At 73.1% G+C, this 26,401-nt stretch carries 26 protein-coding genes and 2 pseudogenes; 15 read left to right on the top strand and 13 right to left on the bottom strand.

Annotation, left to right across the window (positions count from 1 at the left end; translation table 11 throughout):
• Nucleotides 1-18 precede the first annotated feature (18 nt).
• Nucleotides 19-441, bottom strand: coding sequence for a VOC family protein (locus tag Q3W68_RS14350; RefSeq protein WP_302905895.1), 423 nt, complete (start codon nt 439-441; stop codon nt 19-21).
• Nucleotides 442-745: 304 nt separating this feature from the next.
• Between Q3W68_RS14350 and Q3W68_RS14345 the strand changes: the two genes are divergently transcribed.
• On the top strand, nt 746-1,375 hold the full coding sequence (locus tag Q3W68_RS14345) for a hypothetical protein (protein ID WP_302905894.1): 630 nt from the start codon (nt 746-748) through the stop codon (nt 1,373-1,375).
• 29 nt (nt 1,376-1,404) lie between these two features.
• On the top strand, nt 1,405-2,232 hold the full coding sequence (locus Q3W68_RS14340) for a DUF72 domain-containing protein (protein ID WP_302906188.1): 828 nt from the start codon (nt 1,405-1,407) through the stop codon (nt 2,230-2,232).
• An 83-nt stretch (nt 2,233-2,315) separates the two neighbouring features.
• Here the strand turns inward: Q3W68_RS14340 and Q3W68_RS14335 are convergent, their stop codons facing one another.
• A complete protein-coding gene (locus tag Q3W68_RS14335) occupies nt 2,316-3,110 on the bottom strand; it encodes a DUF3152 domain-containing protein (RefSeq protein WP_302905893.1) in 795 nt (264 codons plus the stop codon).
• 136 nt (nt 3,111-3,246) lie between these two features.
• Between Q3W68_RS14335 and Q3W68_RS14330 the strand changes: the two genes are divergently transcribed.
• The 3 genes from Q3W68_RS14330 to Q3W68_RS14320 all read left to right on the top strand — a co-directional run bounded on the left by Q3W68_RS14330 (nt 3,247) and on the right by Q3W68_RS14320 (nt 6,004).
• The gene (locus Q3W68_RS14330) at nt 3,247-3,750 is read left to right on the top strand and encodes a SigE family RNA polymerase sigma factor (RefSeq protein WP_302905892.1); all 504 of its coding nucleotides are present in this window, start codon (nt 3,247-3,249) and stop codon (nt 3,748-3,750) included.
• 5 nt (nt 3,751-3,755) lie between these two features.
• The gene (locus Q3W68_RS14325; RefSeq protein WP_302906187.1) at nt 3,756-4,475 is read left to right on the top strand and encodes a hypothetical protein; all 720 of its coding nucleotides are present in this window, start codon (nt 3,756-3,758) and stop codon (nt 4,473-4,475) included.
• 533 nt (nt 4,476-5,008) lie between these two features.
• Nucleotides 5,009-6,004 carry a zinc-dependent alcohol dehydrogenase family protein gene (locus Q3W68_RS14320; protein WP_302905891.1) on the top strand — a complete coding sequence of 332 codons (996 nt, stop codon included), beginning with the start codon at nt 5,009-5,011 and terminating at the stop codon, nt 6,002-6,004.
• Between the two features lie 64 nt (nt 6,005-6,068).
• On the opposite strand, the gene Q3W68_RS14315 is transcribed toward Q3W68_RS14320, so the two are convergent.
• Nucleotides 6,069-9,299 carry an Ig-like domain-containing protein gene (locus Q3W68_RS14315; RefSeq protein WP_302905890.1) on the bottom strand — a complete coding sequence of 1,077 codons (3,231 nt, stop codon included), beginning with the start codon at nt 9,297-9,299 and terminating at the stop codon, nt 6,069-6,071.
• 255 nt (nt 9,300-9,554) lie between these two features.
• Nucleotides 9,555-10,127 carry a winged helix-turn-helix domain-containing protein gene (locus Q3W68_RS14310; protein WP_302905889.1) on the bottom strand — a complete coding sequence of 191 codons (573 nt, stop codon included), beginning with the start codon at nt 10,125-10,127 and terminating at the stop codon, nt 9,555-9,557.
• 259 nt (nt 10,128-10,386) lie between these two features.
• On the opposite strand from Q3W68_RS14310, the gene Q3W68_RS14305 reads away from it, so the two are divergent.
• A complete protein-coding gene (locus tag Q3W68_RS14305; RefSeq protein ID WP_302905888.1) occupies nt 10,387-14,784 on the top strand; it encodes a S8 family serine peptidase in 4,398 nt (1,465 codons plus the stop codon).
• Between the two features lie 153 nt (nt 14,785-14,937).
• Here the strand turns inward: Q3W68_RS14305 and Q3W68_RS14300 are convergent, their stop codons facing one another.
• On the bottom strand, nt 14,938-15,429 hold the full coding sequence (locus tag Q3W68_RS14300; protein WP_302905887.1) for a winged helix-turn-helix domain-containing protein: 492 nt from the start codon (nt 15,427-15,429) through the stop codon (nt 14,938-14,940).
• Between Q3W68_RS14300 and Q3W68_RS28340 the strand changes: the two are divergent.
• A pseudogene (locus Q3W68_RS28340) lies at nt 15,316-15,882 on the top strand (hypothetical protein); the annotation flags it as partial. The gene Q3W68_RS14300 and the pseudogene Q3W68_RS28340 overlap by 114 nt on opposite strands.
• A gap of 30 nt (nt 15,883-15,912) precedes the next feature.
• Here Q3W68_RS28340 and Q3W68_RS14290 read toward each other — a convergent pair.
• Complete coding sequence (locus tag Q3W68_RS14290; RefSeq protein WP_302905886.1) at nt 15,913-16,947, bottom strand: sigma-70 family RNA polymerase sigma factor; 1,035 nt, start codon at nt 16,945-16,947, stop codon at nt 15,913-15,915.
• Between the two features lie 96 nt (nt 16,948-17,043).
• On the opposite strand from Q3W68_RS14290, the pseudogene Q3W68_RS14285 reads away from it, so the two are divergent.
• Together Q3W68_RS14285 and Q3W68_RS14280 are read left to right on the top strand one after the other, a co-directional pair.
• A pseudogene (locus Q3W68_RS14285) lies at nt 17,044-17,609 on the top strand (alpha/beta fold hydrolase).
• 69 nt (nt 17,610-17,678) lie between these two features.
• The gene (locus tag Q3W68_RS14280; protein WP_302905884.1) at nt 17,679-17,906 is read left to right on the top strand and encodes a hypothetical protein; all 228 of its coding nucleotides are present in this window, start codon (nt 17,679-17,681) and stop codon (nt 17,904-17,906) included.
• A gap of 52 nt (nt 17,907-17,958) precedes the next feature.
• Here Q3W68_RS14280 and surE read toward each other — a convergent pair whose 3' ends face one another.
• The 5 genes from surE to Q3W68_RS14255 all read right to left on the bottom strand — a co-directional run bounded on the left by surE (nt 17,959) and on the right by Q3W68_RS14255 (nt 21,728).
• On the bottom strand, nt 17,959-18,789 hold the full coding sequence (surE, locus tag Q3W68_RS14275; protein ID WP_302905883.1) for a 5'/3'-nucleotidase SurE: 831 nt from the start codon (nt 18,787-18,789) through the stop codon (nt 17,959-17,961).
• On the bottom strand, nt 18,779-19,720 hold the full coding sequence (locus Q3W68_RS14270; protein ID WP_302905882.1) for a 1-phosphofructokinase family hexose kinase: 942 nt from the start codon (nt 19,718-19,720) through the stop codon (nt 18,779-18,781). The genes surE and Q3W68_RS14270 overlap by 11 nt, the downstream gene beginning before the upstream one ends.
• A 42-nt stretch (nt 19,721-19,762) precedes the next feature.
• Nucleotides 19,763-19,975 (bottom strand): hypothetical protein, encoded by a 213-nt coding sequence (locus tag Q3W68_RS14265; RefSeq protein WP_302905881.1) that lies wholly within the window; start codon nt 19,973-19,975, stop codon nt 19,763-19,765.
• Between the two features lie 208 nt (nt 19,976-20,183).
• The gene (locus Q3W68_RS14260; RefSeq protein WP_302905880.1) at nt 20,184-20,726 is read right to left on the bottom strand and encodes a hypothetical protein; all 543 of its coding nucleotides are present in this window, start codon (nt 20,724-20,726) and stop codon (nt 20,184-20,186) included.
• A gap of 57 nt (nt 20,727-20,783) precedes the next feature.
• Entirely contained in the window at nt 20,784-21,728 is a 945-nt protein-coding gene (locus tag Q3W68_RS14255; protein ID WP_302905879.1) for an FAD-dependent oxidoreductase, read from the bottom strand.
• A gap of 136 nt (nt 21,729-21,864) precedes the next feature.
• Here Q3W68_RS14255 and Q3W68_RS14250 point away from each other — a divergent pair, with 136 nt between their 5' ends.
• The 6 genes from Q3W68_RS14250 to Q3W68_RS14225 are packed head-to-tail and all read left to right on the top strand — an operon-like array spanning nt 21,865 to nt 24,697.
• A complete protein-coding gene (locus tag Q3W68_RS14250; protein WP_302905878.1) occupies nt 21,865-22,278 on the top strand; it encodes a YbaB/EbfC family nucleoid-associated protein in 414 nt (137 codons plus the stop codon).
• Nucleotides 22,275-22,604 (top strand): hypothetical protein, encoded by a 330-nt coding sequence (locus Q3W68_RS14245; protein WP_302905877.1) that lies wholly within the window; start codon nt 22,275-22,277, stop codon nt 22,602-22,604. Before Q3W68_RS14250 ends, Q3W68_RS14245 begins: the two co-directional genes overlap by 4 nt.
• A 3-nt stretch (nt 22,605-22,607) precedes the next feature.
• Nucleotides 22,608-23,102, top strand: a complete 495-nt coding sequence (locus tag Q3W68_RS14240; protein WP_302905876.1) for a hypothetical protein — start codon at nt 22,608-22,610, stop codon at nt 23,100-23,102.
• Nucleotides 23,095-23,622: an endonuclease gene (locus tag Q3W68_RS14235; protein ID WP_252450152.1), complete on the top strand. Its 528-nt coding sequence runs from the start codon at nt 23,095-23,097 to the stop codon at nt 23,620-23,622. The genes Q3W68_RS14240 and Q3W68_RS14235 overlap by 8 nt, the downstream gene beginning before the upstream one ends.
• Entirely contained in the window at nt 23,619-24,164 is a 546-nt protein-coding gene (locus Q3W68_RS14230; protein WP_302905875.1) for an SUKH-4 family immunity protein, read from the top strand. Before Q3W68_RS14235 ends, Q3W68_RS14230 begins: the two co-directional genes overlap by 4 nt.
• Nucleotides 24,161-24,697, top strand: a complete 537-nt coding sequence (locus Q3W68_RS14225) for an SUKH-4 family immunity protein (RefSeq protein ID WP_269700841.1) — start codon at nt 24,161-24,163, stop codon at nt 24,695-24,697. Before Q3W68_RS14230 ends, Q3W68_RS14225 begins: the two co-directional genes overlap by 4 nt.
• Before the next feature lie 2 nt (nt 24,698-24,699).
• Here the strand turns inward: Q3W68_RS14225 and Q3W68_RS14220 are convergent, their stop codons facing one another.
• Together Q3W68_RS14220 and Q3W68_RS14215 are read right to left on the bottom strand one after the other, a co-directional pair.
• Nucleotides 24,700-25,566: a hypothetical protein gene (locus Q3W68_RS14220; protein ID WP_302905874.1), complete on the bottom strand. Its 867-nt coding sequence runs from the start codon at nt 25,564-25,566 to the stop codon at nt 24,700-24,702.
• A gap of 47 nt (nt 25,567-25,613) precedes the next feature.
• Nucleotides 25,614-26,228 carry a dihydrofolate reductase family protein gene (locus tag Q3W68_RS14215; protein ID WP_302905873.1) on the bottom strand — a complete coding sequence of 205 codons (615 nt, stop codon included), beginning with the start codon at nt 26,226-26,228 and terminating at the stop codon, nt 25,614-25,616.
• Nucleotides 26,229-26,401: the final 173 nt, after the last annotated feature.

Raw genomic sequence — 26,401 nt, 5'->3', positions numbered from 1 at the left:
ACCCGTGCCCACCCGGCCTCACGCGACGAAGACGCAGAACGGGTGGCCGGCCGGGTCGGCGTACACCCGTAGCGGCTCGTCCGGGTCGTCGGACCGGTCCCGCAGCAGCCGCCCGCCGAGCGCGAGCACCCGCTCGTGCTGCCGGTCCAGCTCGGCCACCGACGGGACGGTCAGGTCGAGGTGCAGCTGCTGCGGCACCTCCCCCTCCGGCCAGGTCGCCTCCGGCAGCCGGTCGACCTGCTGGAAGGCCAGTTGCGGCGCGCCCTCCGCGGTCCGCAGCACCAGCCAGTCCCGGCCGCGCTCGTCCGGCTCCCCGGCCGCCGGGGCGTCACCGGGCCGGTAGACCAGGCCCAGCAGCGCGCGGTAGAACTCGGCCAGGGCGCGCGCGTCGGTGCAGTCCAGCACCACCTGACACAGCCGCAGGCCCGGTCCGTCGGTCATCGTCACCACCTCCGGCCTCCTCTTGCCCCGCCGGTCGCGGCCCAATCCGCCGCGGTGACGCCCCGGCGGTCGCGGCCCGATCCGCCGCGATGACGCCCCGGCGGTCGCGGCCCGATCCGTCGTCGCCGGCCGGTCCGGCTACCGTGGGCGCGGCGGACGGGCGGCCCGGCCCGCCGACGTACGGCGCGCGAGGAGGACGCATGCGACGGAGAAGGACCGGTCCGGTGGCGACACCGGCGCTCACCCTCGCCTCCTGCGGCGGCGGACAGGTCACCGACGGCGCCTGCGACGTGGACCGAGTCCGGTGAACCCACTCGTGCAGCGCTTCCGCGCCGTGGTCGCGATGTGGATCTTCGTCGGCTGGGGCGGGTTCCTGCTGGCCGGGTTCCTCGGCCTCGCCCTGCTGACCCAGACGGGTCCGTTCGCGGCCGCGTCGACCTTCTCCGCCGCCGCCGAGTTCGCCCCCGGCGCCGAGATCAAGGTGCGGGACACCGGCGTACGCCCCGGCAACATCCTCATCCTCGCGACCCCGGCCTCGGTGGACCCGGCCACCGTCCGGTGCACCGCGAAGAGCCGCGTCTACTCCACCGGCGAGCAGCGGAGCAAGGAGCTGACCGGGGCGCGGCCCGAAGGAACCGCGGCGGTGATGCGCGACCACGGCGACCCGCGGCAGTTCACTCCGGTGCTGGCCACCGAGGGGACCACCTGGATGGAAACCGACTTCGTCAGCTGCACCGGCGCCGGTGCGGAGGCGTTCGCGCTGACCACCGCCAAGGGCATTCAGAGCGACAGGTTCCGGCTCGGCGCCGGCCTGCTGCTCATGCTGCTCGCCCCGGTGTTCGCCGGGCTCGGCTGCCTCGCGCTGTACCTCACCCGGAGATGGAACCGGGAGGCGGCGCTGCGCGGCGGCTCGACGAGCTGGCCCTACCGGTGACCGGGATGCGCCTGCACGTCGGCTGTGCCATGTGGACGCACAAGTCCTGGTCCGGCCGCTTCCTGCCGCACCCGCTGCCCGCACACGAGCGGCTGCGCGCGTACGCCGGGTGGTGCGACGCCGTGGAGGGCAACACCACGTTCTACGCGACCCCGGCCCGGGAGACGGTGGCGTCCTGGGCCGAACAGACCGAGCCGGGCTTCCGTTTCCTGCCGAAGCTGCCGAAGGTGGTCACCCACGAGCGCCGGCTCACCGGCGGCGAGGCGGAACTACGGGCGTTCCTGCACGCGATGGAGCCGCTCGGCCCCCGGGCGGACGCGCTCTGGATCCAGTTGCCCGGCTCGTTCGGCCCCGGCGACGTGCCCGACCTCGACCGGTTCCTGCGCACGCTGCCCGCCGGCCACAGGTACGCCGTCGAGGTCCGCCACCCCGCCTTCTTCACCGAGGCCGGTGCGGTACGCGCGCTGGAGACGACGCTGCACCGGGCCGGCGCCGAGTGGATCCCGTTCGACACCACAGCGTTCTTCCGCACGCCGCCGACGAGCGACGCGGAGCGGGAGGCGTGGACGCGCAAGCCGCGCCTGCCGCTGCGTACCCGGGCGCTGACCGACCGGCCGATCGTGCGCTACCTGGGCCGGGACGACCCGGCCCGCACCGTCGAGGGTTGGCAGCCGTGGCTGGACGTGGTCACCGGCTGGCTGCGGGAGGGCCGCTCGCCGACGGTGTTCGTGCACACGCCGGACAACGCGGACGCCCCCGAGCTGGCCCGCCGCTTCCACGACCAGGTCCGTCAGCGGGTGCCCGGGCTCGCGCCGCTGCCCGAGCCGGAACCGGTCGGTCCGGCCACGCTGTTCTGAGCGCCGGATGGGACGTCGGCGCCGGCCCGGCCGCGCTGTTCCGGCACCCGCGCGGCCCGGGCCGCGCGGGTGCGAGCGCCCGCTCAGCCCGGCCGGCCGCCCTCGGGCGGGGGCAGGCGGTCGTCGTACGCGCCGGACTGTCCCACGTACCGCTCGCCACGCAGGAACGGCAGCGGGTTCGGCGTGCAGCCGTGCAGGCCGAGTGTCTGCTGCTGCATCACCGGCGCCGGGCGTCCCCGCCCCGGGCAGCGCTCGTGCCCGTGCCCCAGGCGGTGACCGACCTCGTGGTTGACCACGTACCGGCGGTACGCGGTGAGGTCGCTCCCGTAGGCGGGCGCGCCGAGCACCCAGCGGGCCACGTTCACCACCACCCGGTCCCCGCTACGGCAGGACGTGTACCGGTCCGGCCCGTCCCCGCACAGGTCGTCGCGCGTACCGGGGGTGGCGAGGTAGACGGTGAAGTCGGCGGGTCCGCCGGCGCCGACGCGGCGCAGGGCGATCCGTCCGTCGGTCGTCCAGCCACCCGGGCCGGCGAGGATGCCGGTGACCTGCGCCCCGAACTCGGCCGGTGGCAGACCGGTGATGTCACGCTCCACCGCCACCCGGTAGCGCAGCAGCCGGCCCGTACCCCTTGTGGTGGCCGGTTCGGCGGCGGCGAACCGCCACTTGTTGCCGCCGTCGGCGGGATAGCCGATCCGCGCCGGCCGGGACCGGACGGGCGCCGCCGCCGACGCGGCCGGCGCGGCAGCGGACGGCCCGGCCGGCTCGGACAGCGCGACTGCGGGCTGGTCGGCCACTGCCGGTGTGCAGCCGGCCAGCGACACCGCCAGCGCGATCACCGCCGCGCCGCCGCGTGTCCGGTCCACGGTCCTGGTCATCTCGTCTCCCCTCGGCGCCCGGTCGGGGGCACGGGGATGAGGACGGGTGACCCGTCGAGAAAGTTGGTACGGCGAGGACTCAACCTTTTCCGCTTCCCGCACGTCCCTACCGGGGTGAGAGGTGCAGAGGGCGCGCATGGCCCGGGGTGACGCGGAGTTCGTCGAGTTCGCGCGGGCGTCCTCCGCGCGGCTGACGCACGCCGCGTTCCTCATGACCGGCAACCACCACCACGCCGAGGACGCCGCCCAGACCGCGCTGGTGCGCACGTACGCGTCCTGGTCCCGGATCCGCAACGGCGACCCGTACGGCTACGCCCGCTCGGTGCTGGTGAACCACGTCGTCGACACCTGGCGGCGGCCGATCCGCGAGTACCCGAGCGACGACCTGCCGGAGCGGCGCGGCGGCGACATGGCCGAGGAGGTGGCGACCCGGCGGTGGCTGGTCACCGCGCTCGGCACGCTCACCGCGCGCGAACGCGCCGTCGTCGTCCTGCGTCACTACTTCGACCTGCCGGAGGCCCAGGTGGCCCGCGAACTCGACGTGTCGGTCGGCACCGTCAAGAGCACCTCGTCCCGGGCGCTGGAGAAGCTGCGTACCGCCGGTCTGTCCGCGCCCCGGCCGCAGGAGACGTGCCGGTGACCGAGATGGACGAGCTGCGCCGCGCGATGCGGGCGACCGAGCGGGCCGACGGCCTGGACATCGCGGACATCATGCGCCGGGGACGCCGGTTGCGCCGTCGCCGGCGGATCGGTGCCGCAGTCGCGGCGGCGGTGGCGACGGTCGCGGTGGCCGTCGGGGTCGACGCCGTGGCGACGCGGCCCGGCCCGCCGGACCTCCCGGCCGGGGAGCCGGTCGCCACCGCGTCCACCGGCACTCCCCCACCCACGCCGACCGCCGCGCCGGCCCCGACCGAGTCGCCGCTGCGACCGCTCGGAACCGTCGTGGACAGCGGCATCCGGTACGGCGCCGACGCGCGCGTGTTCTTCATGGTCCCGGTCGACGTGCCGGAACTGCCCCGCGTGACGATCGGCCTGGTCGCCGGGCGGCGCGCGCCGGACGGCCACCTGACGTCGGACTTCCTGGTGAACGACGTGACCGGCAGCGACCGCCGGCCGGGGTTCCACGAGATCGGGTACGACCAGCAGCGGACGCCCACCGACCCGTCGATACCGACGTTCGGCTACTTCGTCGGCCCGGCGGCCCGCATCGTCGGGACGGTCGACGGCCGGCAGGTCGAGGCGAAGCTGGCCAGGTGGAGCGAGGACACTCAGGTAGTGATCTTCTGGTTCGACCCGAAGACCCTCACTCCGGGAACCCCGCTGGACGGCATCACCGCCCGAGACCCCCAGGGCCGCCACCTGTAGCCCTCCTTCCCCGTCCTCTCCCTCCCGGTGATCAAGGAGTTTGCGGACTGACACCGCCCTGATCAGGACACAAACTCCTTGATCACCGGGGTCAGGGGGGCGAGGCGTGAGAGCCGATCCCGCCCCGAACTGCTCCATTCGCCGACCCGTGCCGCCCCCGCGCGCCCTCCCCCGCCTCGGCGACCCGAGCCGCCCCGTAGATCTTGGTACGAAACGGCCCCCGTGAGGGCGCTTTCGTACCAAGATCTAGGGCTGCTCCCGGGATGCGGACCAGGGATCCCAGGTGATGGGGATATGACGCGCCGGGGACGGGCAGGCGAGGCGAGCACCGGCCCTCGCCGGCGATCTTGCACTTTCTGCCCGGTCAGATGGGACATCTGCGACATCCGACAGGGCCGCAGATGAATCGCGAGGCGCGAGCAGGGAGCGGGGTGAAGTGGGGGTGTGAAGGCGGGAGGGTCGGGGTGTGAGATCAGGGGGCATGCGATGCGGTGGTGTTCGAGCCTTGCCGGTTCGAACGGCGGATCCGGAAGGTGGACGACCCGGTGCCGGCGCCGGACGGGGTGGTCGTCCGGGTCGGCGCGACCGGGCTGTGCCGCAGTGACTGGCACGGCTGGCAGGGCCACGACCCGGACATCCGCCTGCCCCACGTACCGGGGCACGAGTTCGCCGGTGTCGTCGTGGCGGCCGGTGCGGACGTCCGCGGGTGGCGGCCCGGCGACCGGGTGACCGCGCCGTTCGTCTGCGCGTGCGGGCGGTGCCCGTCGTGCCTGGCCGGCGACCAGCAGGTCTGCGAGCGCCAGACCCAGCCGGGCTTCACCGGGTGGGGATCGTTCGCCGAGCTGGTCGCCGTGCGGCACGCCGACGTGAACCTGGTCCGGTTGCCGGACGAGCTGGACGAGGCGGCAGCCGCCGCGCTCGGCTGCCGGTTCGCCACCGCGTTCCGGGCCGTCGTGGCGCAGGGCCGGGTGGCCGCGGGCGAGTGGGTCGCAGTGCACGGCTGCGGGGGCGTCGGCCTGTCCGCCGTCATGGTCGCGGCGGCGAGCGGGGCGCGGGTGGTGGCCGTGGACGTCTCACCCGGCGCGCTGGAACTGGCCCGTCGCAGCGGCGCCGCGGTCTGCCTGGACGCGAGCGCGCTGGGCGGTCCCGGCGAGGTGGCCGCCGCGATCCGGGACGCCACCGGCGAGGGCGCCCACCTGTCGCTGGACGCGCTCGGCAGTCACGCCACCTGTGTGGCGTCGATCGAGGGTCTGCGGCGGCGCGGGCGGCACGTGCAGGTCGGGCTGCTGCCCGCCGCGCAGGGCCGCCCGGCGCTGCCGATGGACCTGGTGATCGCGTACGAGCTGGAGCTGCGGGGCAGCCACGGCATGCCGGCGCACGCGTACCCGGAGATGCTGCGGCTGGTCACCGCCGGGGTGCTGCGCCCGGCCGAGCTGGTCACCCGCACCGTCGACCTGGACGCCGCCCCGGACGCGCTGGCCACGATGGATCGCCCGGCCACGGCCGGGATGTGCCTGATCCGGCCCTGAGACGGGCACGGGCCGGCCCGGCGCCGGAAGACCCCGGCGCGGACCGGCCCGCGAGCCTGCCCGGTCAGTCGGTGACGGTCACCGTGACGGTACGGGGCGGCTGCTGGTACTGCCCCCGGTTGTCCATGCCGCGGACCGTCACCGTGTACGTGCCGGCCGGGATCACCGGCGACGTGTACGCGAAGTTCGACCCCGGCGAGCCCGGGCTGGTGAGGAACGTGGCGATCCACGGCCAGCTGGTCGGCGCGCCCGCGCGGCCGAACGTGCCGGCGGCGTTCATGCCCTGCCCGGCGCTGTTGCCGATCTGCACCTCGACCTTCTGCATCCCGCCGTCGTCCACCGCCCGGCCGGTGACCACGATCCGGCCGCCGGTGTACGCCTGCCCGTCGACCGGCGTGATGCTCGGCTCCAGCGTCGGGTCGGTGTCACCCGGGTAGACCAGGTATCGGGCGGTCGCGCCGTTCGTCGAGTTGTCCTGCTGACCCGCGGTGTCCACGGCCCACGCCTCGACGCTGTACGTGCCCCGGGTGGGTAGGTCGATCAAGAGCGTGAACGCGGTGCTGGTCGCGCCGGGCGCGGCGAGCGTCGCGTCGACTGTGGCGAACGCGGCGGCCATGGTGCCGTCGGGCTGCACGTACCGGCCGGTGTCGAGGTCGCGCAGCGCGATCCGGACCGCGCGGATCCCCTTGTCGTCGGTGGCGGTGCCGGCCAGGTCCAGGTGCAGCTGGTCGATGTCCTGGTTGGTGCCGGTGAAGCCGAGCAGCCCGTTCGGGAAGGCGTCGCCGGGCACCTGGGCGGTGACCGTGAGCCGGCCCATGTTGCTGCTGGACGTGGTCAGGCCGAGCTTGTCGGTCGCCCGTACCCGGAAGTCGTAGACGCCGGGGGTGAGCGGCACCGTGGTGAACGACCAGTCGAACGTCGCGGCGTCGAGGTTGGCCGGGGAGATCCGGTGGTAGCCGGCGACCGAGTCGGCGCCCCACGTGCCGTCGCTGGCGAGCGCCTCACGGGTGGTGTTGTTGCGCAGGTAGATCTCGACCGACTTGAGGGCGTCGTCGTCGTTCGCCGTACCGGCGAACGTGATCGTGCCGCCGGGCGCGACGGTGAACGGCGCCGGGTTGCCCGGCGGCGTCATCGCCACCGGCGAGGTGATCGCCACTGTCGGCGGTACGCCGTTGGCCGAGACGGTCCAGTCGCGGGTGTCGCCGCGCAGGTCGCTCTGCCCGGTCGTGTCGACGGCGGTGGCGGTCATCTTCCACTGCCCCTCGACGGGCAGCGTGACCTCGTACTGCCAGGTGGTGGACGTCGCGCCGATCACGTCCGGCTCGCCGCGGAAGGTGTTGTAGACCGCGGCGACCGTGCCGTCGTCCTGCAGGTACCGGTTGTCCGCCGTGCGGAACGAGTAGATGAGCGAGTTGACGCCCTTGTCGTCGGTGGCGGTGCCGGAGGCCACGAACGTCTGCGTGGCGAGCAGGCCGGCCGCCGGCGAGCTGATCCGGGTCGTCGGCGGCAGGTCGTCGAAGCGGAACGCCTCGATCTTCTTGACCGCCTTGGTGGTGTCGCCGGCCCCGTTGCGGTCGAACGTCTTTGCCTGCAACTGGTAGACGCCGGCCGGCAGCGTCACCGGCAGGCTCCACGTGGTGGAGGTGGCGTTCGGCGCGGCGACCGTCGTGTTGATCGCCTTGAACGCGCCCCAGGTGGTCAGGTCGGCCTGGAGGTACTTGCCGCTGTTGCGGTCCTGGATCTCCAGCTGCACGCGGGCCACGCCGGCCGGGGCGAGCGCCTGGCCGCTGATCGTGAACGACTCGCCGGCCGGCTTCACCGCACCCTCGATCGGCGTGGTGATCGTGGTGTCCAGCGCCGCGGGCGCGGGCTGGGAGGAGAGGTCGAAGAAGGCCACCCGGCCGGTGGTCTTGCCGCCCTTGACGTTGCCGTCGCCGCCGACGAGCAGGCCGCGCGAGGTGGCGAGCATCGCCTTCTCGCCCTCGTACGAGTTGGAGCCGGGGTTCCACTCCAGCGCGGTGCCGGTCAGCGGGTCCAGCGCGCCGAGGTGGTCGCGGCGGACCACCTGGTCGCCGAGGCCGTAGCCGCTGAGGCCCTGGCCGGTGCCGTAGCCGACGTTGTCCAGGCCGGGCCACGGCACGTTCGACGTGGGCGACTCCTGCCAGCTGAAGTGGCCGCCGACGTAGACGGCGGTGTCGGTGATCGCGACCGAGTAGATGCTGTCGAAGTGCCGGGAGATCCAGAGCGGCTCGACGTGGTCGTTCCCGGTCAGCGGGTACGCGATGGCGGTGTCGTTGATCGGCGGACGGTCACCGCCGGACCCGCTGGTGACCACGAAGTACGAGTCGTCCGGCGCGATGTCGCCGGCGAAGACGCGCTGGATGCCGCCGACGAAGGAGAGGTTGTCCTCCCACAGCCGGGTACGCCACGGCAGCAGCGCCTTGCTCGCCGTACCGATGAGCGCCACGCCGTAGCGGTCCTGGCCGGCGATCTGGCGGCCGGTGTGCACGACCAGCAGCTTGCTGCGGTCGTGGGTGAGCTTGAGCTGCTGCACGGTGAGCATGCCGCCGACGCCGATGCCGCCGGTGACCGGCAGGTTGAAGCCGGTGTCGACGGCGCCGGTGGTGGGGTTGAGCGCGGCGAGGCCGCTGCGGGTGACCCCGTTGACGGTGGCGAACTGGCCGCCGACGTAGACGGCGTTGCCGCTGACCGCGAGCGCGGTGGCCCGCGCGTTCGCGGTGGCGGTGAACGCGGCGACCGGCGCGCCGGTGGTCGGGTTCAGCCGGGCGATCTTGCGCTTGGTGACGCCGTTGATCGTGTTGAACGAGCCGGCGATGTAGAGCGACGAACCGTCCGGCGACGCCTCCACCGCGGCGACCGCGCCGTCGACGACCGGCTTGAAGCCGGTGTCCACCTTGCCGGTGTCGAGGTTGTACGACGCCAGGGACCGCTGCGCGATCGTGGACCCGCCGACGTTCGCGATCGAGGTGAACGTGCCGGCGATGAAGACGCGGTTGCCGATCACCTCGATGTCGGTGATCTCGCCGTTGTTGATCCGCGGCGTGTCGGTGCGGGGCGTGGTCGGCATCAGCCGGGTGTCCCCGGGGGTGACCAGCGCACGGGTCGCTGTGGTGCGCGCGGCACCCAGCGCGGCGCTGCTTCCCGTCGCCTGTGCCCCGGTCTGGCCGGCCACGCCGGCGTCCCGCACGGTGACGGTGGCGGCGAGCGCCGGCACTCCCGCCACCACGACCGCGCCGGCGGCGACCACCGCCACGGCGCGAAGCCAAACTCGCATCGAGACAACTCTCCCTGTCCGCCGGGACGGCCCCCTCGGGTGATTTCCCGAGTCCCCTCCGTCCGCGTGCCGGACGCCACCGTAGGAGGCAAAGACTCCTCGCGATACGTGCCGCACCGGTAATCGACCGGTCGCCATCAATTCCGGCCACACCGGCGGCGCGGCTCCACCGATCGGGTCACCGGCTGTCACCGTCCGGCGGTACGCGCCGCCCGGTGCGCGCCGACCGTGTCTCCATGCCGGACGGACGGGCGGTCAGTCTCCCCGTACCCGGGGGTGGCGGTGGTCGGTGAGCCGCAGGCCGACGCCGCGTACCGCCGCGATGGTGACGCCGGTGCCCAGCTCGTCGAGCTTACGGCGCAACCGCTTGACCAGGGACTGCACGTCGGCCCGGCCGTGCGTCGGCGCGTCGTGCCAGACCGCGTGGTGCAGCTCGGCGTAGCTCCACACCCGTACCGGCTCGGTGGTCAGGCAGGTCAGCAGGTCGCGCTCCAGCCGGGTCAGGGCGGTCTCCCGGTTGCCCCACCGGGCGGTCGAGCGGGCCGCGTCGATCACCAGCGCGCCGTCCGGCGCGGGCTTGTCCCCGGGTACGGACCGGGCCGGCACGACGGCCGGGGCAGGCACGACGGCCGGGGTCGGCCCATCCGTCGTGATCAACTCGCGCAGCTCGTCCAGATCGGCGACCATCAGAAGGGGCGCGACGCCGTCCAGCAGCTCGGTCAGCCGCAGCCGCTCGGCCGGGGACGAGGTCACCCCGATGACGAGCGAGAAGGGGCGCTCCGACGGGTCGGTGCCGGAGTTCGCCGCGTTCGTGCCGTCAGTCGTCACCGCGCCCCACCGTGACAAAAACTGTCAACAGGCCGCCCGATCCGGGGGCCTGTTGGTGACATGTTGCTCACGTACGGTTATTGATCGTTCCTTACTGTCGATCATAGTGTCCACTCAGGCGTCCGGCGCAGACCCGCACGGCGCCTAGGGGGCCTGGGGGGTTCTTTTCACACCGGTGTCGCAGTCGGGAGAGCACGTCTCCTGGCCCTTCTGCCATGGCTCGATCATCAGCGGGTCATCGGAACAGGAGGCAGCACCGATGCTGAGACGTCCACACAGATGGGGCCCGGCCCGGCGGCTGGTGAGCGCGGGCGCGGCCCTGGTGCTCGCCGCCACCGCGCTGGCCGCGACCGGCACGGCGGCGCAGGCCGAGACGGGCGCGGGCGCGTCGGCCGGCGACAAGATCCGCCCCGAACTCACCCGTCAGCTCCAGGGCAAGAGCGAGGGCGACTTCTGGATCCACTTCGCCGCCAAGGCGGACCTGGGCAAGGCCGCCGGGATCAAGGACTGGAACGAGCGTGGTGCCGCCGTCGCGGCGGCGCTGAAGAAGACCGCCGCCGACAGCCAGTCGAAGATCCGCGCCGAGCTGGACCGCTCGGGCACGAAGTACCAGACCTTCTGGGCGACGAACGCCATCAAGGTCACCGACGGCTCGCTGACCATGGCGCAGAACTTCGCCGCCCACTCCGAGGTGGACGGCCTGTACGCGCCGGTGGAGTACAAGCTGCCGGAGACCACCCCGGGCACCGACGAGAAGTCGGCGAACGCCCTGGAGTGGGGCATCGCCAACATCAACGCCGACGACGTCTGGTCCCAGTACGGCGTCAAGGGCGCCGGGATCACCGTGGCGAGCATCGACAGCGGCGTCCAGTTCAACCACCCGGCCCTGGTGAACGCCTACCGCGGCAACAACGGTGACGGCACCTTCGACCACGACTACAACTGGTTCGACGCGGCCGGCGAGTGCGCCACCGCGCCGTGCGACTCAGACGGCCACGGCACGCACACCATGGGCACCATGGCCGGCGCCGACGGGGCCAACCAGATCGGTGTCGCGCCCGAGGTCAAGTGGATCGCCGCGAACGGCTGCTGCCCGTCCGACGCCGCGCTGATCTCCTCCGGCCAGTGGATGCTGGAGCCCACCGACCTCAACGGGCAGAACCCGGACGCCAGCAAGCGGCCGAACATCATCAACAACTCGTGGGGCACCACGGCGCCGTCCAACGAGCCGTTCATGGAGGACGTCACCGACGCGTGGACCGCCTCCGGCATCTTCGGCGTCTGGTCCAACGGCAACAACGGCCCGTCCTGCCAGACCAGCGGCTCACCGGGCAGCCTGGCGAGCAACTACTCGGCCGGCGCGTACGACGTCAACAACAACATCGCCAGCTTCTCGTCCCGGGGCACCGGGCAGAACGGCGAGATCAAGCCGAACATCTCGGCGCCGGGTGTGAACGTGCGCTCCAGCGTGCCGACCAACTCGTACGCCAGCATCAGCGGCACCTCGATGGCGGCACCACACCTGGCCGGCGCGATCGCGCTGCTCTGGTCGGCGGCGCCCACACTGGTCGGCGACATCACCGCGACCCGCGCGCTGCTCAACGACACGGCGATCGACAAGGGCGACTCGCAGTGCGGCGGCACCACCGACGACAACAACGTCTACGGTGAGGGCCGCCTGGACGCGCTCGCGCTGCTCGCCGCCGCCCCGATCGGCGACAACGGCACCCTGGCCGGCAAGGTCACCGACGCCGCCACCGGCGCCGGGATCGCCGGGGCGACAGTCACCCTGACCGGCGCGACTGACCGCACGCTGATCACCGGCGCGGACGGGACGTACTCCTCGCTCCTGCCGGCCGGCGACTACCAGGTGGTCGTCTCGGCGTTCGGGTACGCGACCCGCACGCTGTCGGCGACGATCACCGCGAACACGACCACCACGCTCGACGTCGCGCTCACCGCGGTACCGAGCGTCACGGTCAGCGGGCAGGTCACCGACGGGTCCGGGCACGGCTGGCCGCTGTACGCGAAGGTGAGCGTCGAGGGCACGCCGATCTCCGACTACACCACGCCGTCGACCGGCCGCTACAGCCTGTCGCTGCCGTCCGGGGCCACCTACCGGCTCACTGTCGAGCCGCAGTACGCCGGCTACCTGACCACCACCAAGGAGGTCACCGTCGGCGCGGGCAACGTGACCGCGAACATCGCGGTGCAGGCGAACCCGGAGGCGTGCGCCACCGCCCCCGGCTACACCGTCAGCTCCGACGGCGAGTACGAGACGTTCGACGGCACCGGTGTCCCGGACGGCTGGACCGTGGTGGACAACGCCGGCACCGGCCAGGTCTGGGAGTTCACCGACGCCGGTGAGCGGGGCAACCTGACCGGCGGCGGCGGCAACTTCGCCGTCATCGACAGCGACAACTACGGCAGCGGCGGGCGGCAGGACACGTCGCTGGTCAGCCCGGTGGTCGACCTGACCGGCGTGACCGCGCCGGTGATCCGGTTCAACCAGGACTACAACTGGCTCAACAGCGACCGCGCGGACGTCGACCTGAGCCTGGACGGCGGCACCACGTGGAGCAACGTGCTCCGGCAGGCCGCCGACGTACGCGGCCCGCGGGTGACCGAGGTGCCGATCCCGCAGGCGGCCGGCCAGTCGCAGGTGCGGGTGCGCTTCCACTACTACGAGGCGAGCTGGGAATGGTGGTGGCAGGTCGACAACGTGCTCATCGGCAGCACGCTCGTCTGCAAGCCGGTCAAGGGCGGCCTGGTCCTCGGCCACGTCCGTGACAAGAACGACAACAGCTACGTCAACGGCGCCACGGTGACCAGCAAGGACCGCCCGGCGGAGAAGGCCACCACGGTTGCCACGCCTGATGACACCGAGCTGCCCGACGGCTTCTACTGGATGTTCTCGTCGCTGACCGGGACGCACCCGTTCACCGCCGCCGCGGGCAACTACGTGAGCCAGACCAAGCAGGTCACGGTCGAGGAGGACTGGGCCACCGCGGCCAACTTCCAGCTCGCGGCCGGCCGGCTGTCGGTGAAGCCGACCTCGATCACCGGCACGGTCCGGATGCCGAGCGGGAAGGTCAGCAAGACCTTCACCGTGACGAACACCGGCGGGGCTCCGGTCACCGCCGAGTTCAGTGAGCGCGACGGCGGGTTCGTGCTGCAACGGGCCGACGGCTCCCAGCTGTCCGAGCAGGCGCTGCTCGGCTCCACCGGGGCGCCGGTCCAGCGGCTGACCGCCGCCACGTCGTTCGCGGCCCGCTCGTCCGGCAAGTCGTCGAACGCGATCGCCGCCGCCGCACCCCAGGCGGACCCCTGGACCACCATCCCGGGTTACCCGGCGAACGTGATGGACAACCGGGTCGTCAACGTCGACGGCAACGTCTACTCCATCGCCGGCGGCGACGGCACCGCGTCGAGCGCCAAGAACTACAGGTACGACCCGATCACCCAGACGTGGACCGGCATCGCCGACCTGCCCGGCGCGCGTAACGCCATGACTGTCGGCGTGATCGACGGCAAGATCATCGCCACCGGTGGCTGGGGCGCCGCCGGTCCGGACGCCGCCACCTTCTCGTACGACCCGGCGGCGAACACCTGGACCCGCAAGGCCGACAACCCGGCGCCGCGCGCGGCGGCGGGCCAGGCGGTCGCGGGCGGCAAGCTGTACGCGATCGGCGGCTGCACCACAGCGAGCTGCACGCCGATGGCCAACTCGGTGGTCCGGTACGACCCGGGCACCGACGCCTGGGAGACGCTGCCGGCGTACCCGAAGTCGGTGGCGTTCCTGTCCTGCGGCGGGATCGACGGCATCGTCTACTGCACCGGCGGCAACGACGGTTCGGCCTCGCAGAAGGCCGGTTACGCCTTCGACCCGGCCGCAGGCGCCTGGACCGCCATCCCGGACGCGCCGGCCGACAGCTGGGCCTCCTCGTACGCGGTCGCCAACGGCAAGCTCCTCGTCGTCGGCGGTTCGCAGGGCGGCGCCATCACCAACGCCGGCTTCGCGTTCGACCCGGCGACCAACTCGTGGGCCAACCTGCCCAACGCCAACACCGCCCGCTACCGGGGTGGCGCGGCCTGCGGGTTCTACAAGATCGGCGGTTCGTCGGGCAGCTTCACGGCCACCAAGGACAGCGAGGTCCTGCCCGGCTTCGGCGAGTGCACCGAGGGCGCGGCCGACGTGAGCTGGCTGACCGTCGACACGTCGAAGGTCACGCTGGCGCCGGGCGAGAAGGTCACCGTCACGGTCGGCATGACCGCGAGCGTCGACCAGCCCGGTACGTACTCCGCATCCGTGGTGATCAAGGAGAACACCCCGTACACGGTGGAGCCGGTGGCGGTCACCATGATCGCTCAGCCGCCGACCACCTGGGGCAAGCTGTCCGGCACGGTCTCCGGCAAGAGCTGCCAGGGCGCCACCGCGCCGCTGGCCGGGGTGACAGTGCAGGTCGACTCCTGGGCGAGTTCGTACACCTTCACCACCGACGCCCAGGGCCGGTACGCCTACTGGATGGACCGGCGCAACAACCCGCTGACGATGATCGTCGCGAAGGACGGCTGGAAGCCCCAGACGCGCCAGACGAAGATCAACAGCAGCACGCCCACCGTTGAGGACTTCACCCTCTCCCCCACCCGCTGCTGACCCGGCACCCGACGAGGACGGCCCGCCCGGCGCAAGCGCACCGGGCGGGCCGCCCCACGTTCTCGGCGATCTTGCACTTACCGCCCCGGCAAGGCACGCAAAAGCCCCACCCGAGGGGCCGCAACTGCAAGATCAGCGGCGAGAGGGGCGAGGTCAGGGGGTGAGGCGGAAACCCACGCCTCTCACCGCGTGGATCGTGGCGGGGGCGTCCAGGCGGCCCAGCTTGCGGCGGAGGCGGCGTACCACCGAGTGCATGTCCGAGCCCCGCCCGAGGTGGTCGTTGCCCCAGACGGTGCGGTGCAGGCGGGCGTACGTCCACACCTGGCCGGGCGTACCGGTCAGGCAGACGAGCAGATCGTGCTCCAGCGGCGTCAACCCGATCTCCCGCCCCCGCCAGCGCAGCACCCGCCGGTCGGAGTCGACGGCCAGCTCCCGCCCCGACGGCTCGGCCGGCGCCTCGTCACTCGCGGGCGGCTGCGGCGCCGGGGCGAGCGCGGGACGGCGTACCAGGTCGAGGAAGCGGCGGGCCTGATGGGCGCTGGACACGATCAGGAACGACTCGGTGCCGCCGAGCAGTTGGGCGAGCTGCCGGCGCTCGGCCGACGAGGACGCGATGCCGATGACCAAGGACGGGAGCCCTGTCATCCGTTCCCACCTTTCCGGCAGGCCGAACCACAACGCCGAGCGGTCGCCAGGCACGACGTCGCGGAGCACCTGGCTTGCGGAGTTCGACCCGAGGGGTGCGGGAGCTGCGGTTTCGTGAGGCTTCGGGGTGAACTACCGGGATCATATAGCCGAGCACCGATGATTGGTATAGCAGTTAACGTCGATGTAACTGCATGCGACAACGTGACCCGCGTACCGATGAGAGCCGGGACGTACGGCGGTCCAATGCGTGTGATCACGCACATGCTCTGCCTGGCGGACGGGACGCCGACCCGCGCGGACATCGCGGCCCGCTGCGCCGAACTGGCCGAGGCGCTGCGCGGCCGCGACCGGGGCGTGGTGGTGTGCGACGTGTCCGCGGTGACCGCGCCCGACCTCGTCACGGTCGAGGTGCTGGCGCGGATGCGCCTGACCGCCCGGCGGTTCGGCTGGCGGATGGAGGTACGCGGCGCGGGCGACGACCTACGCGAGCTGGCCGGCCTGCTCGGGCTGGCCGGCGCCCTCCTCCAGCCGGGCGGGCAGCCCGAACAGCGGGAACAGGCGGTCGACGTCGAGGAAGTTGTTGAGCGACGTGATCCGGCCGCCGGAGACGCCGATCACGATCAGCGCCCAGGGCACGTGGCCTGAGCCGTCGGGGTCGCGCCGGTAGTGCCCGAACGCCGGCATCCCGTTGGCGGCGGTCGGCACCAGGCGGGAGCCGCGGCAGCCGCTGCCGGTGCCGGCCATCCACGCCGCGATGTGCTCGGGGCCGCGCAGCCACAGCGGCAGCGGCGGCATCGACAGCGTCGCGTCCTCGTGCAGCAGCGCGGTGAGCGCCGCCAGGTCGTACGCCTCGAAGGCGCGCACGTAGCGGGCGAGCAGTGCCTGCTGCTCGGTGTCCAGCGGCCGGCGCACGTCGGCCTCGGTGTCGGCGGAGGCGAGCGTGGCGCGCGCCCGCTGCAACGCGCTGTTGACGCTCGCCACCGACGTGTCGAGCAGGTCGGCGACCTCCTGGGCCGACCAGGCCAGCACCTCGCGCAGGATCAGCACGGCCCGCTGCTTCGGCGGCAGGTGCTGCAACGCCGCGACGAACGCCAGCCGGACCGACTCCCGTCCGGCGACCACCTCGGCCGGGTCGGCGACCTCGGGCAGCACCCGGTCGTCGGGTGCGGGGCCGAGCCAGATCTGCTCCGGGCGCGGCTCGCCGGGGTGGGTGGCGGTGCCGACGCCGGCCGGGCCGAGGTCCATCGGCCGGACCCGGCGCTGCGCGCTGGTGGACATGGTGAGGCAGACGTTCGTCGCGATCCGGTAGAGCCAGGTCCGCAGCGCGGACCGCCCCTCGAACTTGTCGAAGTTGCGCCAGGCCCGGACGAACGTGTCCTGCACCGCGTCCTCGGCCTCGAAGGCCGAACCCAGCATCCGGTAGCAGTAGCCGGTCAGCTCGGACCGGTACGCCTCGAGTTGCGCCTCGACGGGGACGCTCGCCACCTCGCTCACCTGGCTGAAACTAGCCCACATGCTGCGCCGACGCGAGCACGTTCGAGCCCGTGCCGATGAATACGCCCCGCCCGCCCGGTCCATCAGACGTCAGGTCACCACGTCCGAGGAGCACCGATGACCACAGCGCAGCGCGACGAGACCCACGCCCCGGGGCGGTACGCCGACGTCAACGGCGTCCACCTCTACTACGAGACGCACGGCGAAGGCCGGCCGATGATCCTGCTGCACGGCGGCCTCACCTCGGGTGAGATGTTCGCGCCGATCCTGCCCGCGCTGACCGCGAAGCACCAGGTGATCCTGGTGGATCTGCAGGGCCACGGCCGCACCGCCGACGTGGACCGGCCGCTCGACATGGCGCTGATGTCCGACGACGTCGCCGCGCTGATCGACCACCTCGGCCTGGACCGGCCGGACGTGGTCGGTTTCTCCCTCGGCGGCGGCGTCGCCCTGCACACCGGGTTCCGGCACCCGGAGAAGGTCGGCCGGCTGGTCGCGGCGTCCGCGCACATCCGCCGCGACGCCGTCTACCCGGAACTGCTGGCCGGCGCGACGGCGGCTGGACGGGCGAGGGCCGCCCGGCGGGCGGGCACGCGCTGGCGATCCTGCCCGGCCTGACCCACTACGACATCGACCAGTCGCCGCTGTTCGCCGCGGTCACCCTGGCCTTCCTCGACCGCTGAACCCTCGCGCGTGTGCCGCGTCCCCTCCCGGGGTACCGCTTGCGCAGGAGCACCGGTGAGGAGGACGAGATGACCGACCCCAGGTACGCACCGATCGGGCTGGCCGCCGCCGGGCGGCTGGTCCCCGACGACGGACAGACCGACGGCGGTGAGGTCGTCGGCGCCGACGACGCGGCAGCGGACGCCGCCCGGGCCGGCGCCGACGTGGACCTGTCCGGGGCCGACCGGGACAGCGACGGCACCCCGGTGGGCGCCGCCGACGCCGAGGCCGACCGCAGGCGCGCCGCCGGCGAGTGAACGACCGGTTCCGCCCCGCCACCTGTGCGACTGTGGCGGGGCGGAGCCGTCCTCAGCCGTCGACCGGCAGCTCCACGCCGGGCAGGTGCCCCAGCGCCCGGATCGCTGTCACGGCGGCGTACCCGTCGGCCAGCCACGCGATGTCGGTGCCGGGAACCGCGCGGACCGCGTTCTCCTCCACCGCAGTACGCACGAACCCCTCGCCGCGCTCGGCGATCGACACCTGCACCTGACCGAACGGGGCCAGCGTCGCCTGGCGCAGCCCGGCCACCCGATCGGCCGGCAGGTCGGGCACGTTGAGGTTGAGCACCGTGCCCGGGTCCGCGCCGGCCAGCCACGGCAGCAGCGTCCCGGCCAGCTCGGCGGCGGTCGACCAGTGGCGGGACTCGTCGTCGACGCTGTCCAGCACCGCGATCGCCGCGCCGCCGCTGCCGGCGCTCGCCGCCGCCGGGGTGAGCACGTCGAGCGACACGGCGAGCGCGCGGATGCCGTTGTTGCCGGCGGTCAGGGCCGCGCCCACGGTGCCGGAGTGCAGGACCGCGTGGCCCGCGTTCGCGCCCCGGTTGATGCCGGACAGCAGCAGGTCCGGTACCGGCCCGAACACCCCGAGCCCGGCCAGGACCGCGATGTACGCCGGTGAGGCGGCCACCGCGTACGCGGGCACGGCGGGCAGCCCGTCCAGCTCGGTCTCGCGGAACACCAGCCGGCCGTCCTCGGTCACCGCGGACAGCGCCGCGCTCATCCCGCTCGCCTCGGCCTCCGGCGCGGCGACCACCACGTCCAGCCCGCTTTCGTACGCGGCCCGGGCCAGCGCACGGATACCGGGGGCGTACACGCCGTCGTCGTTCGTCACCAGCACCCGGGGCGGCCGGTCAGCCGTCATGGTCGCCGCCGTCCAGCGAGGTCAGCCGCACCCGGCCGGCCAGTTCGCGTACCGCCTCGGCCCGGCCCGTGCCCAGCCCGTGCCGGGTCACGTTCAGCGCTCCGGCGGCGGCGCCGACGTGCAGCGCCTCCCGCATGTCGCCGCCCCGGGCCAGCACCGCCGCCACCCCGGCGGTCATCGAGTCACCGGCGCCCCGGTGGTCGGCCAGCTCCAGCGGTGGGGCGTGCACCAGCAGCGACTCGCCGTCCTCCGGCAGCGCCAGCGCGGGCTCCCCCGCCCGGCTGATCAGCACCGTCCGCGCGCCGCGCTCCTGGCACCGGCGACCGGCGTCGCGCAGCGCCTCGACGCTGTCGTCCTTGGCCAGGCCGTCGTCGAGCAGTTCCTCGTGGCTGACCTTCAGCACGCTCACGCCGCCGTCGAGCACCGCTTCCAGGTACGGCCCGGACAGGTCGGCCACCACAGTCCCGCCGTTGGCGCTCAGGTCGGCGGCGAGCCTGCGGTAGATGTCCGGGTCCACCACCTGCGGGTCGGCCGGTCCGCTGAGCACGCTGACCGGGGCGCGCAGCCCCTCGGTGAGCGTCACCGTGTACAGCTCGTCGATGTCGTGCCGCACCATCGGCGCGCCCGGGTGCTCGGCGATCTCGGTCCGCTCACCGTCGCGCCGGTCGTGCACGTACCAGCCGGTGCCGGACTCCCGCCGCACCACCCGTACCGTGACGTCCTCGTCGTCGAGCAGCTTGCGGACCGCGTCGCCGACCTCGCCGCCGAGGCCCACGCACATGGTCACCGGTACGCCGAGCGCCGCGATCATCCGGGTCTGCCACACCCCCTGCCCACCGGGGTGCAGATGCAGCTCGCTCGCCTCGCCCTGCTGCTCGATGGTCACAGTCAACAGCGGGGCCGGGGCGAACACCATCACCTTCTGCTCCATCCACCAGTGTTGCCCGCTGACCGGCCCCGGTAATCCCCCAGGTCAGCGCGGACGCGCGGCGGCGCGGCGACGCCGCAGGTACGGCAGCGCGAACAGGTAGAGGCCGCTGATCAGGAGCAGGGCGAGCGGGAGCAGCGGCACGTAGGAGATCCACACGATCGGGTCCTTCTGGGCCAGCGCCACGAACGTGATCACGACGGTCACGGTGAAGGCGACGGAGAACCAGCGGTGCAGCTGACGGATGCGCGTATCCATTGATGCCCACCTCCCGGCGTGGCCTCCCCGGCGGGGCGGCCCGTACCGGAAACGCTAGGTCCGCCCGCCCGCCCGATGCTTCTCGATTCCTGACCGGTCCACGCCGCGCTGTTTGCTGATGCCACCCGGCATCACGCGGATCTCGGCTGCGCCCACCAGCTCCATGAGCCGGACGCTGAACAGTTGCCCCGGCTCCTCCACTCGGGGGTCACTCCCGTCCCGCCGGGCCCGCGGACCAGTCGTCCACCCGCATCCGCCGCGACGCCGGGCTCGCCGTTTCGGAGCGCCGGACGAACCCGGCGACGGCGAGCGCGCTCATCGTGGTGGCCACGGCCGCGGCGAGCACCAGAAGGTTGGTCTCCACCTGCACCGTACGCATGTATTCGCCGCCCTCGGCGGTGGCCGACGCGTAGCGCACGGCCGCGAGCGGGTTGAGCAGTACCGCAGCGATGCCGGCGGTCCACGCCGCCACCGGTGGCCGCTCGTCGCCGGGGCGGACGGTCCGCCGGACGGCCCACCGACCGAGGGCCGCGAACGTGACGAGCAGCGTGACCGGCAGCAGCCAGAGCACGGCGGGCAGCAGGTCACGGAGAGGCACCACGGCGTCGAGCAGCTCCACCGGGAAACTTGCGCCGTCGTGTGTCACCAGGCCGATCCGGTGGCTGTAGGCCGCGAGCGCGATCAATGTGCAGCCGATGTGGACGGCGATCAGGGCGACGAGGGCGGACAGTGCGGCGCGGCGGGCGGACACCGGGCCGAGGTTACCGCCCGCCGAGCCCCGACGGTGGACCGTCGCGCGCCGGGGCAGTCAGACGCCCTGGGCGAGATCGGCGACCTCGGCCGCGCACCCCCAGGACAGCGTCACCCCGGCCCCGCCGTGCCCGTACGCGTGCACCAGCCGCCCGTCCGCCGCGTCCACCTCGACCCGCGGGCCGCCGTGCCGGGCCGGCCGCAGCCCGATCCGCTCCCCCAGCACCGGCGCGTCCGCGAGCTGCGGCACCAGCGCCACGCACCGGCGCCGGATCGCCGCCGCCTCCTCCGGGTCGGGGCGGGTGTGTCCCACCCCCGCCTCGTAGGTGCCGCCGAGCACCACGTCGTGGCGGCGCGGGTGCACGTACGTGATGCCGGCCGGGTCGTCCTCGTCGCGTACCGAGACGGTCAGGCCGGGGTTCGCGACCAGCAGGACGTGCCCGCGCGCCGGGTACACGGCCGGGTCGGCGGCGAGCCGTCCGGCGGCCAGGCCGGTCGCGTTGACCACGACCGGCGCGACCCCGTACGCCTCGGCGAGCGTGCCCAGCGGGCGGCGGACGACCCGGCCGCCACCGGCCTCCAGGCGCTGCCGCAGCCAGGCGAGATAGCTGGTCATCTCCACCGACGGGGCGGTGAACCGCAGCAGCGCTGTGTACGGCGGCTCCGCCGGCTCGGCCACCAGGTCGCCGCAGGCGTCGGCCCACCAGGGCGGCGCGGCGTAGCGGTGGCGCAGCCACATCCGGGTGGGCCGGTCGACCACCCCCGGCACGCCGTCAGCCGCCTGGCGGCGCAGCTCGGCGTGCGTGTCCCGGGCCCAGCGCAGCACCCGGGGGTCCTCGTCGGTGTGGCTGGGGTACCAGACCGCGGCGGCCACAGTCGACACCGTGTCGGCCGGGTCGTGGGCCGTGAGCACGGTGACCCGCGCGCCCCGCCGCTGGAGCGTGAGCGCGATCGTCATCCCGATCACCCCGCCGCCGACCACCGCCACGTCCGCCTCGACCATGATCCGCTCCCGTCGCCCGTACCGTCGTGCTCCCGCCGATGGTGGTCGCTCGTGCGTCCGCTGTCCAAGACGGACGGGGCGGAATCGCTTTGTCCCTCTCGGTTACGCTCGTGGCGTTTGGCCTTGGGGAGGGCTCATGAGTGCGGATCCTTCGATGAGCGGCGACTTCACCCGCATGCTCGACGCGACGATGGCGGCACTTCGGACGGTCGGTCCGCCGCCGGCGGAAGAGGCGGAGACGCCCGCGCTGGGCGAGGCCGCCGACGGGCAGGTACGCGCCGAGATGGGGCGCGACGGCAGGCTCCAGTCGCTGCACGTCGAGCCGCGGCTGATGCGGCTCGGCTCCGAGGAGCTGACCGCGCACATCGTCACCGCCGTGAACGCGGCGATCGACGGGCTGCGGACCGGTACGGCGCCGCAGGTCGCGGACATGTCGCAGTTGCGGGAGCAGTTGCAGGAGGTACGGGACACCGCAGTACCCCGGCTCGGGTCGTTCCTCGACGCGCTCACCGAGGCGCAGGAGCGGCTGGCGCGCGGCGGGCAGCGATGAGCGGCGACGGCTTCGAGGTGCACCCGCCGCTGATCCGGGCCGCCGGGCGCGGCGTCGGCGACCTCGCCAAGCGGTTCAGCGGCGAGCTGGAGGCGTTCGAGGCGCGGATGCAGGGCTACGGCGAACCGTGGGGCACCGACGACATCGGGTCGCTGATCGGCATCGCCTACACCGAGGTGGCGAACTACATCTTCGACTGCGTCGGGATGGCCGCCGACGAGTTCACCTCGGCCGGCGCCGACATCACCGGGATGGCCGACGCGTACGAGCGGGTCGACGAGGACGGCGCGGGCACGATGCGCTCGCTCGCCGGCGGGCTGGGGTGAGCCGTGGGACTGCAACTACCCGGTGAGCTGATCACCGCGCTCGGCTGGATCGGCTACACCTGGCCACAGGCCGACGAGGAGAAGCTCTTCGAGATGGGCCAGGCGTGGATCGAGTTCGGCGGCCGGATCGGGGCGGCGGCCGGTGAGGTGGACGCGGCAGCCGCGCAGGTCTGGACGCAGAACGTCGGCCCGGCGATCGCGGCGTTCCAGAAGTGGTGGGGTGGCGAGCAGAACGGGCCGCTCGTGCTGCACGACAGCATGCCCGCGGCCATGCTGCTCGGCACCGGTCTGATCATCTGCGCGGCGATCGTGCTGGCACTGAAGATCGCGGTGATCGTGCAGCTCGCCATCCTCGCGTTCCAGGTGGCCCAGGCGATCGCCACCGCCGTGGTGACGTTCGGCGCCTCGCTGGCCGAGATCCCGATCTTCCAGATCATCACCCGGGAGATCGTCGGCGCGCTGATCGACCAGGTCATCGGAAGACTGCTCGATGCCTAGCCCGAAGCGCGGCCGGGGCGCCGCCGCGAAACCGGCGGCCGGCAAGATCGTCCGCAAGGCGGTCGAGAAGCTGGAGAAGCCGATCGTCCGGGTCACCGGGCCCAACCACAGCCTGCCCACCAAGGTCGTGCGGGTCGAGCGCCGGGACTTCCACGCCACCGCGCAGTTCCGGCGCAAGATGGCCGCGCTGAAGAAGCTCAGCGACGAGGGCAAGCTCTACAAGGCCACCAACCCGGTGCAACGCGACAAGAGCATCACCGACGGATACAAGGACCGGATCCGGCAGAAGATCTGGGACAAGTACTGGCCGCACGACAAGGACCTCGCCAACCGGCTCAGTCAACGGCTCAGCGACTACCATCCCGACCACGTGTGGGAACTCCAGCTCGGCGGGCCGGACACCGTCGACAACCTCAAGTTGCTGCATGGTAGAACCAACACGGACATCGGCTCCCAGATCTGGGGGCAGATCCAGAATCTGCCGGACGGAACCCCGATCCGAATAGAGGTAGTGGATTGACTTCCGATCTCGCGCAGCTTCTCGACGAACTCCGCGCCGACCTGACCGCCGACGAGCCGGCCAGTCTCGCGTACGGGCAGATCGGCGGCCCGGCCGACGACGGCGACGTGCCGGCGGAGCTGCCGGCGGGCCTACGCGACCTGCTGCTCGCCGCCGACGGCCTGCGGGCCGGCGCGTTCGAGCTGGCCTCGACCGGCCGGCTCGCGGGCCTGCAGTACTTCCTCGACTACGCGCCCGACTTCTCCCCCATCCCGCAGGACAAGACCGGCTGGCTGGTCGTCGGCACGCGCAGCGACGAGCCGATCTTCCTGGAGCGGGCGACCGGCGCGGTCTGGTACTTCCCGCCGACCGGCACCGAGTGGTTCATGGGCGACGCGTTCGAGGAGCTGGCGCCCGACCTCGACTCGTTCGTGCACTACTACGTGCTCGGCCCCGGCTACGCCGAGCTGGTCACCGACGACGACGGGTGGTACGCGTTCCTGGACCGCCAGGGCCTGCTCGACGAGGCCGACGACGTGGACGAGGACGAGGCGCAGCCGTGACCGTCACCCGGGAGCAGCTCACCGCCCTCTGGGGTGAGCGCGGCGTCATCTACTTCCCCGACCAGCGCTTCGACGCGATCCTCGGGCCGCTCGGGCCGGAGGTCTTCCCGCCCGACGGTGCGCTGCCGGTCGAGGTGCCGATCCTGTTCACTGTCGACGTCTCGGTCCCCGACGTCGAGCTGTTCTCCACGCTGTCGATCGAGCTGGGCGACCAGGGCCCCCGCCCGTACGTCGTGCTGGGTGCCTCGCCGGAGGACCCGGCGCTGCTGTTCTGCCTCGACGCCGGCACCGGCGCTGTGATCCTGCTGGACCTGGAGACACCCAACCTGGAGACGGTGAACAGCACGTTCGCCGCGTTCGTGGAGTTCCTCTACCGGCTCGGGCAGCTCATCGCCACGGACCCGGGCGGGCGGGAGCGGGCCGCGCGTGCGGCGGCGATCCGCGACGACCTGCGCCCGGTCGACCCGGCCGCGTTCGCGGAGCCGGAGTCGTGGTGGAACATGGCCTTCGACGAGCTGGAGTCGACCGCCTGACGTCAACCGGCCTCCGCCGGCGCGGGCACCGCCGGTGCGGCGCGGTTCGCGCCGGTCAGGCCCGCGACGAGCAGCAGGTACGCGGCCAGCTCCACCGCCGCCATCAGGGCCGGGACGGGCTGCGGCAGCATCCGGGTGGGCACGATGGCGTACCAGGCGAACAGCCCGGTGCCGTCGAGCGAGGGGGGCAGCGGCACGGCCTCCATGCCCGCGTCCAGCAGTGGCAACGCGAGCACCGCCAGCAGTGCCGCGCCGGCCGCGGCGAGCCGCCGGCCCCGCCCGGCCAGCAGCACGGCGAGCACCAGCGCGGCGAGCGCGAGCGCCAGCGGCGGCAGCACCGCGAGGACGAGCGCGGACACGACGTCGGCCTGGTCGTAGTACCCCGGGCTCTCCACCCGGGTGCCGGCGGCGACGGCGAAGCCGATGTCGATGACCCGGACGGCCGCGTACCCGACGACGGGCGCGGCGGCGACCGCCCCGGCGATCAGGTGCCGGCGTCGTCCACGCCCCCGGAACGCGACCAGCAGCACCGCCACCGCTACCAGCGCCGCCCAGCTTCCGGCGAACGCCACGTCGAAGCCGGCCGTACTGTCGAAGCCGCTCTCAATGCTGCCGTACACCAGCCAGATGAAGTCCCCGGCGCCCGGCTCGGCCGGCATGGTGCGGACCGCGTCCACGAGCAACGGTACGAGCGCCGCCGGCACAGCCCAGCGCGGAGCCGGCAGTCCGGCGGCGACGGCGTACGCGAGCAGCAGCGCCAGGCTCAGCACCTCCGCGCCGCGCCAGAGCGGGGCGGCCGTCAGGACGCCGACGACGTGGGCGACGGCGCACACCGCCGCGAGGATCAGCAGCAGCGGGGCGCGACGCACCGGCGGATCCTCTCACGACACACCGGCCCGCCGCGGCCCCGTGATCGTCAGCTCCCGGCCGGCACCTGGTCCTTGACGTCGTCGTAGCCGACCGCGCCCGGCGCCGGCGCCGGGGTGTAGATCACCCGGATCACGCCGGTCGGGTACGCCTCGGTCGCGGCCACCCGCAGGTGGTACGGCGTATCGCCCTCGTCGAACAGCCGGCGGCCCTTGCGGGCGGCCACCGGGTGCACCAGCAGCCGCAGCTCGTCCACCAGGCCCGCGGCGAGCAGTTGCTGCACCACCGAGATCGACCCGGGGATGAGGATGCCCTTGATGCCGGCGTCGGCCTTGAGCGCGCGCACGGCGTCGGTCAGGTCACCCTGGATCAGCTCGGAGTTGCGCCAGGAGAACTCCAGCGGCTGGCGCGAGACGACGACCTTGCGCATGTCGCCGAGCTGCTTGGCGAACGGCGCGTCCTCACCACCGGCGGCCTCCCGGTCCGGCCATGCGCCGGCGAAGCTGTCGTACGTCTCCCGGCCGATCAGCAGCACGTCGGAGGTGTCGTAGTCCTCGGTGACGGCGCGGCCCATGTTCTCGTCGAAGTACGGGAAGTGCCAGTCGGGGTCGATCTCGGCGACACCGTCGGCCGAGATGAACAGCGTGGAAATGACTTTGGCCATCGCGGTGCTCCTTGTCAGTGGGTTCGACGGGTTGACCGCCGCACCGTGTCAAACTCATCGGCCCGCGACGACGTCACCGGCGTCAGAACGTGAAATCCGGCGGAGCGCCCTCGCCCACCCGCCCGTCGACCGCCTCGGCATAGGCAGCCGGCGAAATCCGTGGGGGGCGGCGA

The sequence above is a fragment of the Micromonospora sp. C28ISP2-4 genome (genome assembly GCF_030519385.1).
Taxonomy (GTDB): Bacteria; Actinomycetota; Actinomycetes; order Mycobacteriales; family Micromonosporaceae; genus Micromonospora; species Micromonospora tulbaghiae.
This window is presented reverse-complemented; position numbering and strand designations above follow the sequence as displayed.

What these genes read in the sequence shown, in the direction of transcription:
- Q3W68_RS14235 (WP_252450152.1), top strand. Translation starts at nt 23,095, where the DNA reads ATGCCTAGCCCGAAGCGCGGCCGGGGCGCCGCCGCGAAACCGGCGGCC.
- Q3W68_RS14280 (WP_302905884.1), top strand. Translation starts at nt 17,679, where the DNA reads ATGACCGACCCCAGGTACGCACCGATCGGGCTGGCCGCCGCCGGGCGG.
- Q3W68_RS14250 (WP_302905878.1), top strand. Translation starts at nt 21,865, where the DNA reads ATGAGTGCGGATCCTTCGATGAGCGGCGACTTCACCCGCATGCTCGAC.
- Q3W68_RS14270 (WP_302905882.1), bottom strand. Translation starts at nt 19,720, where the DNA reads ATGGAGCAGAAGGTGATGGTGTTCGCCCCGGCCCCGCTGTTGACTGTG.
- surE (WP_302905883.1), bottom strand. Translation starts at nt 18,789, where the DNA reads ATGACGGCTGACCGGCCGCCCCGGGTGCTGGTGACGAACGACGACGGC.
- Q3W68_RS14340 (WP_302906188.1), top strand. Translation starts at nt 1,405, where the DNA reads ATGTGGACGCACAAGTCCTGGTCCGGCCGCTTCCTGCCGCACCCGCTG.
- Q3W68_RS14305 (WP_302905888.1), top strand. Translation starts at nt 10,387, where the DNA reads ATGCTGAGACGTCCACACAGATGGGGCCCGGCCCGGCGGCTGGTGAGC.
- Q3W68_RS14245 (WP_302905877.1), top strand. Translation starts at nt 22,275, where the DNA reads ATGAGCGGCGACGGCTTCGAGGTGCACCCGCCGCTGATCCGGGCCGCC.
- Q3W68_RS14255 (WP_302905879.1), bottom strand. Translation starts at nt 21,728, where the DNA reads ATGGTCGAGGCGGACGTGGCGGTGGTCGGCGGCGGGGTGATCGGGATG.
- Q3W68_RS14325 (WP_302906187.1), top strand. Translation starts at nt 3,756, where the DNA reads ATGGACGAGCTGCGCCGCGCGATGCGGGCGACCGAGCGGGCCGACGGC.
- Q3W68_RS14350 (WP_302905895.1), bottom strand. Translation starts at nt 441, where the DNA reads ATGACCGACGGACCGGGCCTGCGGCTGTGTCAGGTGGTGCTGGACTGC.
- Q3W68_RS14335 (WP_302905893.1), bottom strand. Translation starts at nt 3,110, where the DNA reads ATGACCAGGACCGTGGACCGGACACGCGGCGGCGCGGCGGTGATCGCG.
- Q3W68_RS14300 (WP_302905887.1), bottom strand. Translation starts at nt 15,429, where the DNA reads ATGACAGGGCTCCCGTCCTTGGTCATCGGCATCGCGTCCTCGTCGGCC.
- Q3W68_RS14290 (WP_302905886.1), bottom strand. Translation starts at nt 16,947, where the DNA reads ATGTGGGCTAGTTTCAGCCAGGTGAGCGAGGTGGCGAGCGTCCCCGTC.
- Q3W68_RS14265 (WP_302905881.1), bottom strand. Translation starts at nt 19,975, where the DNA reads ATGGATACGCGCATCCGTCAGCTGCACCGCTGGTTCTCCGTCGCCTTC.
- Q3W68_RS14315 (WP_302905890.1), bottom strand. Translation starts at nt 9,299, where the DNA reads ATGCGAGTTTGGCTTCGCGCCGTGGCGGTGGTCGCCGCCGGCGCGGTC.
- Q3W68_RS14330 (WP_302905892.1), top strand. Translation starts at nt 3,247, where the DNA reads ATGGCCCGGGGTGACGCGGAGTTCGTCGAGTTCGCGCGGGCGTCCTCC.
- Q3W68_RS14215 (WP_302905873.1), bottom strand. Translation starts at nt 26,228, where the DNA reads ATGGCCAAAGTCATTTCCACGCTGTTCATCTCGGCCGACGGTGTCGCC.